This is a genomic window from Candidatus Aquicultor secundus (assembly GCF_002791875.1).
Lineage (GTDB): Bacteria > Actinomycetota > Aquicultoria > Aquicultorales > Aquicultoraceae > Aquicultor_A > Aquicultor_A secundus.
This window is the reverse complement of record NZ_PFNG01000168.1, coordinates 5,445-10,742: the sequence shown is the minus strand read 5'-3', so window position 1 is coordinate 10,742 and position 5,298 is coordinate 5,445. Positions and strand designations below refer to the sequence as shown.

General features: G+C 50.3%; 6 protein-coding genes. All 6 read right to left on the bottom strand.

The genetic code is table 11. The features are described 5' to 3' along the window. Positions 1-361: 361 nt before the first annotated feature. Positions 362-814, bottom strand: a complete 453-nt coding sequence (locus COY37_RS07100) for a hypothetical protein (RefSeq protein ID WP_286678545.1) — start codon at positions 812-814, stop codon at positions 362-364. 22 nt (positions 815-836) lie between these two features. Beyond that, the gene (gene coaD / locus COY37_RS07095; protein WP_286678544.1) at positions 837-1,313 is read right to left on the bottom strand and encodes a pantetheine-phosphate adenylyltransferase; all 477 of its coding nucleotides are present in this window, start codon (positions 1,311-1,313) and stop codon (positions 837-839) included. After that, positions 1,310-1,879 carry a 16S rRNA (guanine(966)-N(2))-methyltransferase RsmD gene (rsmD, locus tag COY37_RS07090; protein ID WP_286678543.1) on the bottom strand — a complete coding sequence of 190 codons (570 nt, stop codon included), beginning with the start codon at positions 1,877-1,879 and terminating at the stop codon, positions 1,310-1,312. The genes coaD and rsmD overlap by 4 nt, the downstream gene beginning before the upstream one ends. After that, positions 1,876-3,984, bottom strand: a complete 2,109-nt coding sequence (gene recG / locus COY37_RS07085; RefSeq protein ID WP_286678542.1) for an ATP-dependent DNA helicase RecG — start codon at positions 3,982-3,984, stop codon at positions 1,876-1,878. The genes rsmD and recG overlap by 4 nt, the downstream gene beginning before the upstream one ends. Before the next feature lie 215 nt (positions 3,985-4,199). Continuing rightward, entirely contained in the window at positions 4,200-5,102 is a 903-nt protein-coding gene (locus tag COY37_RS07080) for a DegV family protein (RefSeq protein ID WP_286678541.1), read from the bottom strand. Positions 5,103-5,138: 36 nt separating this feature from the next. Next, positions 5,139-5,282: a hypothetical protein gene (locus tag COY37_RS11880; protein WP_353683009.1), complete on the bottom strand. Its 144-nt coding sequence runs from the start codon at positions 5,280-5,282 to the stop codon at positions 5,139-5,141. Positions 5,283-5,298: the final 16 nt, after the last annotated feature.

The window sequence follows — 5,298 nt, the reverse complement described above, 5'->3', positions numbered from 1 at the left end:
CTTTAGTTTGTCTAAGCTTAGACCCTCCTGCATAAAAAGAAGGTTTCCGCACCCAAGATTCTTCAGTCGCTTCGCTCCTTCAGAATGACATCTAATCGCCGTTTGCTATTTGCTATAAGAATGACAACTAAGCGCTGTTCACCGTTTACTAATCGCTCTCTCAGAATGGCAACTAATCGCCGTTTACCATTTGCTAATCGCTCCTTCAGAATGACACACATCGGTTTTATTATTACAACTTGCCTATCAGCCATATAAAAAGTTCTTGTGATGATTACCACAAGAACTTTAACTGTTTAGTATATCAACGATTGTCTGGTGAATAAATATATAAAAGATAATAGCTTTACATATGAGCGAATTAACGTTCGAGACGTCCCTGGAGCCGGTCGCGGCCGCGCTGTACGGCGGTGAGAAGTTTGCCCAGATTTACTTCAAGGTTGGCAAGCATCTCATCGGCGTAATCTTCGGCGCCGAGGCGGATCTCACGCTCTCTTGCCTGCGCCGCTTCGATTAACTCGTGTGCCCTTCGTTCGGCGAGCTTCACCACTTCCCTCTCATCAGCCATGGCTTCCGCACGAATCATGGCTTCTTCGATGATCCGGTTTCTTTCTTTTTCGGCCTCATCGATCATTTCTTGTCGTTCTTTGACAATCCACCGAGCCTGTTTTAGTTCATCCGGAAGTGCCGCCCTTAGTTCGTCTATTATGTCGTATAATTTATGCTCCTGTAGCACTACAGACGCGGACAGAGGTATTTTTCGCCCATTTGCTATCACGTCCTCTAGCCGGTCAATTAGGCCCATTATATCCATCTATACTATAAACCTCCCCTGGCTAAGCCAGTGCATCGCGCAACAGTTTTTCTACGTTGGGTGGTACAAGTCCATTTATGTTGCCCCCGTATCGCGCGATTTCTTTAACGATACTGGAGCTTAAGTATGCATATTCTGGACTGGCCATTACAAAGATTGTTTCTACTTCTGGGTCTAACCTTCGGTTAAGCTGGGCCATCTGGAATTCGTGCTCGAAATCAGAGACCGCCCTTAGCCCCCTTATGATAACACGAGCATCGTGCATTCTTACAAACTCAACCAGTAGGCCGTCAAACGCATCTACCCTGATTTTATCCGTCCAGCCGATCGCCTCCTTGACCATATCGACACGCGCATCGAGGGAGAAAAGACAGCGCTTGTTTGGATTGACGACTATCCCGACAACCACCTCATCGTAAATCTCGGCAGCCCGTTTAATAATATCTATGTGACCGGCAGTTATTGGGTCAAAGCTGCCCGGAACAACTGCTATTGTCATTGCAAACCCCTCTGATCTTTCTTGCTATAGAACGTTACGGCCGTGTCCCCGTAGACGCGCGTGGATTCTACATCGAGGCCTTCAACGGCCCTTGGTTCGATTTTTGCCGAGTGTTCCAAAACAAGCAAGCCATCGGATTGCAACACATGGTGCCCCAGTGTAAATAGGATGGCATTTAAAAAGGATACGCTAATTCTATAAGGAGGGTCAAGAAAAATCAAATCGAACTTAGCACCATCCTTTACCAACCTTTTTATCGCTTTATTGGCATCGGCTTTAATTACAATCGCCGTATCGCCTAGCCCTGTTGCTTCTAAATTTTTTTTGATCAGACGAACCGCTTCGTTGCTCGTATCTATAAAATAGGTCTCTTTTGCACCTCTGCTAAGTGCTTCTATACCAAACCCGCCCGTTCCTGCAAAAAGGTCTAATACGTTAGCGTCATTGACACGGCCGCCGATTATATTGAATACGGCCTCTTTAACCCTATCGGAAGTAGGCCGTATTGCCTGTCCCTTTGGCGCATGTAGTTTTCGTCCTTTTGCACTGCCTGCGATAACCCTCATGCTTGGAACAGCCAGTCTAAAGAATTGCCGAATTTTGCTTTGACTTCGTGTCGCAGCGGCAGATTCTGTTTGGTTGCAAGGGTTGGGTCGGCGTCTACTATTGTGAAGGCTTCTTTGCGGGCTGTGGACAGGATCTCGATGTCTCGGGTAAGTTTTGCCAGCTTTAGATCGGGCAGGCCGGATTGACGCGTGCCGAAGATCTGGCCTTCGCCGCGTATTTTTAAGTCCGCTTCGGCAAGTAAAAAGCCGTCGTTGACGGTGCGGATTGCCTCCATCCTTTGGTTTGCCTCGTCCGTTGTCATACTCGCAAAGAGGATGCAGTATGATTTGTGCCCGCCGCGGCCTATCCTACCGCGAAGCTGATGGAGCTGGGCCAGGCCGAACCTATCGGCGTCCTCGACGAGCATGACCGTAGCATTGGGGATATCGATCCCAACCTCGATAACCGTTGTCGAGATAAGAATATCGAGTTCCCCGGCATTGAATTGGCGCATCGTCTCCTCTTTTTCGGCGGATTTGAGCTTGCCGTGTATGAGGCCGACGTTTAAATCCGGGAAGATCTCATTCTTAAGGCGGTCTGCCTCTTCCGTTACCGCTTTAACTTCCAACTTATCCGACTCCTCGATGAGCGGGCAGACGATATAGGCCTGCCTGCCGGCGCCGACCTCGCTTCGGATTTTCTCGTAGGCTTTATCCCGCTGGGTATCCTTTAACAGGACCGTCTTGATGTGCTCGCCCACTTTCCTGCCCCCCGGAAGCTCTTTGATGATCGAGACGTCAAGATCGCCGTAGAGGGTTAAAGAGAGCGTTCGCGGGATAGGAGTTGCGCTCATGATCAGGATATCGGGGAAATACCCCTTCTCTTTTAAGGTGATGCGCTGCTGCACGCCGAAACGGTGCTGCTCGTCGATAACCGCAACACCGAGGCGCTTGAAATCGACCGCATCCTGGATAATCGCGTGGGTGCCGATGATGATATCGATATCGCCGTCTCTCACACTTTGTATGAGTCTCTCGCGCTCTTTCCGGGAAAGCGTGCCGGTAAGCAGAGCCGTTTGGACGCCGAGGTTTGCGAGCATATCCTTCAGCTTTAAATAGTGCTGGTTCGCTAAAACCTCGGTGGGCGCCATCATCGCCGCCTGGTAGCCGCTTTGCACGGAGGTAAGCAGAGCCGCCAATGCGACCATAGTTTTCCCCGAGCCGACCTCACCCTGCAGGAGACGGTTCATAGGAATCGGCTTTTCCATGTCGGTTTGTATCTCGTCGATTACTTTCTTTTGATCGGCTGTCAACTCAAACGGCAGCGCTTCGTAAAACCTCCGAATGAGATCACCGTCCCGTCTATGGGCGATGCCTTTTGTTTGCGTCTTGATATGCTTCTTGCGCGCTGCAAGGCCGAGTTGCATGAGGAAGAGTTCTTCAAAGATAAACCGGGCGCGGGCTTTTACCAGGGCACCCCTGCTTGTGGGAAAATGGATTTCCTTTAATGCAATTGATTTTGGGAGAAGGTCGTTTCGCTTACGTAGGTCTGCGGGCAGCGGCTCGGGAACCTCCCCGTATTCATCCAGGGCATTCTTAATAATTCGTCGTAAGGTGTTGGTGGTAAGGTTTTGCGTCGCCGGATGGATAGGGATGATTCGTCCAGAGTGAATCGGCTCTGCGCTGTTTTCGCTCAGGATATCGTAAAACGGGTTGTCTATCTGTAACTGCCGGTATTTATACGATATCTTGCCGCTAAAGGTAACCTGCATACCTTCTTTCAGGCGCTTTGTGATAAACGGCTGGTTAAACCATGTGCCGGTGATATATCCCGTCCCGTCGAAGATGGATACGTTAACGACGCTCATCCCCCGCTTGCTGCGCCGGCTCTTTACCTCGCGCACCTCACCGATGATGGTGGCGCTCTCGCCGCCTTTCAGCTCGCCGATTTTTCGCATCCTTGAAAGATCGAGATACCGGTGCGGGAAATGAACCAAGAGGTCGCCGACAGTCTCAATCCCCAGCTTTTTCAGGTGACCCACGGTAACCCCGCCTACGAATTTTACCTTTGAGACGGGTTGGTTAAGTGCTGTGGTATTGTTGCTCTTGTTCTGCGAATTAGACAATTATTATCAACCATTTCATCTATAAAGGCTTCCTACGCCTAGACGCTAATCAGTGACAATTACTGTTGGTGCGCCCGAGATTCTTCACTTCGTTCAGAATGACACCCTAGCAACCCTCTTCCTTAAACCAACGCTCTCGACCCACACCCCATTCACCCATTCACCTATTCACCAGTTTCTTCTGGACCCAGGACCCCGGTCTCTTGACCTCACTATCAGCAAGGGTCGTAGCCTTGCTGATTGCGCTTGCCGGATGTAAGTTGGGTCGCCGGTTGCTCGTCGATCGGGTAGAACAGGATGCCGATGGTACCGGGCCCCGTGTATGTGCCGATAACGCTGCCGAGCTCTGACTTTATTGATAGTTCGTAGTTTAATCTCTCCTGCCGCATGAGGGCTTCAAGTTCCTCTATCGCTTCAGGAGCGTCGGCATGCATCAGGCATACTCTGAGACGTTTGCCATTGCTCGCCGCCTTCAATGCCTCGATGAGTTCCCTGTTTACCTTCTTGCGCCCCTTTACCTTTTTAAACGGCGCAACAACGCCGTCCTCAAGGGTAAGAATCGGTTTTATATTCAGGATTGACCCGACGAGTGCCGACGCCTTGCCGATTCGCCCGCCCATCTCCAGATACTTTAAAGTATCCACGTAAAACAAAAGCGTCATTTTCCCGATGAGGTCGTCTGCGATCTTAAGCATTTCATCGAGACCGAGCCTTTTATCGCGGGCAGCTATAAGTTCTTTTACGATGGCGGCAGTGCCCACGCTTGCCTGCTTACTGTCGATGACCGTTACCGGCGTGCCCACGTTCTGGGCCGCGATATAAGCGGACTGGTACGTGCCGCTCAGCTTTGATGAAAGGTGTATCGATATAATATGGTCGCAGCCGGAGTGTTTCTCATATGCTTCAATGAAATCCTGAACTGAGGGCTGTGATGTTTTGGGCAGGACGTCGACCTGCTTGAGCAGCGGATAAAACTTCTTGGGCGGCATCTCGACCCAGTCCTTGTAGGTATCCTCGCCAAACCGGACGATAAGCGGCACCATCGTGATATCGTTTTCTTTATAAAACGACAGCGGCATGTCGGCCGTGCTGTCGGTAACAATCGCTATTTTCGGCATATGGGCTCCTTCACGGGCTTTGGCTTTATCCGTATTTTATTCTATACCGATAATAAAATGATAGATGGGTTGGTCGCCTTTATACACATCCAGCTCGACGTCGGGGAACTTCTCTTCGAGGGTTTCAGAGAGCAAATCGATCTCATTGTCGTTGACGAGTTCCCCGGCCAGGATGGTCACGACCTCGTCGGACGTA